General features: G+C 39.8%; 1 pseudogene. It reads right to left on the bottom strand.

From position 1 onward, the window contains the following. Positions 1 to 914 (bottom strand): annotated as a pseudogene (locus tag BN358_RS21100) ([Fe-Fe] hydrogenase large subunit C-terminal domain-containing protein); the annotation flags it as partial.

Below are 914 nucleotides of genomic sequence, written 5' to 3' on the forward strand. Positions count from 1 at the left end.
TTCTCTTGTAGTAAGTGAATATCAACATCTCTGTATCCGTCAACTTCCATTTCCGGTCTATTAGCTTCAGTCTTCTTTGAAGTGCAAGGCATTACAGAAACTGACACTATCTTGCTTGGGTCAATTCCTTCTTTTTCTGCATAATATGACTTCACAATAGCTCCAAACATCTGCTGAGGTGACTTGCATGTAGACAGATTATCCAAAAATTCTGGATAGTTCAATTCGCAGTAACGAATCCAGCCAGGTGAACAAGATGTAATCATTGGAAGTTTTCCTCCGTTTGTCACTCTGCTCAATAGCTCTGTTCCTTCTTCAAGTATTGTAAGGTCTGCAGAAAAGTTTGTGTCGAATACCTTATCAAATCCAAGCCTCTTTAAAGCTGCAACCATTTTTCCTGTAACATCCGTTCCTACCGGATATCCGAACTCTTCACCAAGTGATGCCCTTACTGCAGGAGCAGTCTGAACTACAACAAATTTTTCCGGATCATCTATTGCATCCCATACATCATCTATATAAGATCTTTCTCTCAACGCTGCAACAGGACATGCCTGAATGCACTGACCGCAGTATACGCATGGAACATCCTTCATGCTGTAATCGAATGCAGGAGCAACTTCTGTTTTAAAGCCTCTTTTTGTAAAATCAAGTATGCCTATTCCTTGTACGTCTCTGCATGTGGACACACATCTTCCGCACAATATACACTTGCTTGAATCTCTTACTATTGAATATGACAGATTGTCTATTTTAGCTTCTCTTTTACTCCCTGGAACTCAATATCATCAATACCAAGCTCATCGCAAAGCTTCTGAAGTTCACATGTGCCGTTTCTCAAACATGTTAGACACTCTCTGTTGTGATTCGCAAGAATTAATTCCACATTCATCTTTACAGCATTTCTTACCTTT

Source organism: Sedimentibacter sp. B4 (assembly GCF_000309315.1).
In the GTDB taxonomy this organism is placed as follows: domain Bacteria; phylum Bacillota; class Clostridia; order Tissierellales; family Sedimentibacteraceae; genus Sedimentibacter; species Sedimentibacter saalensis.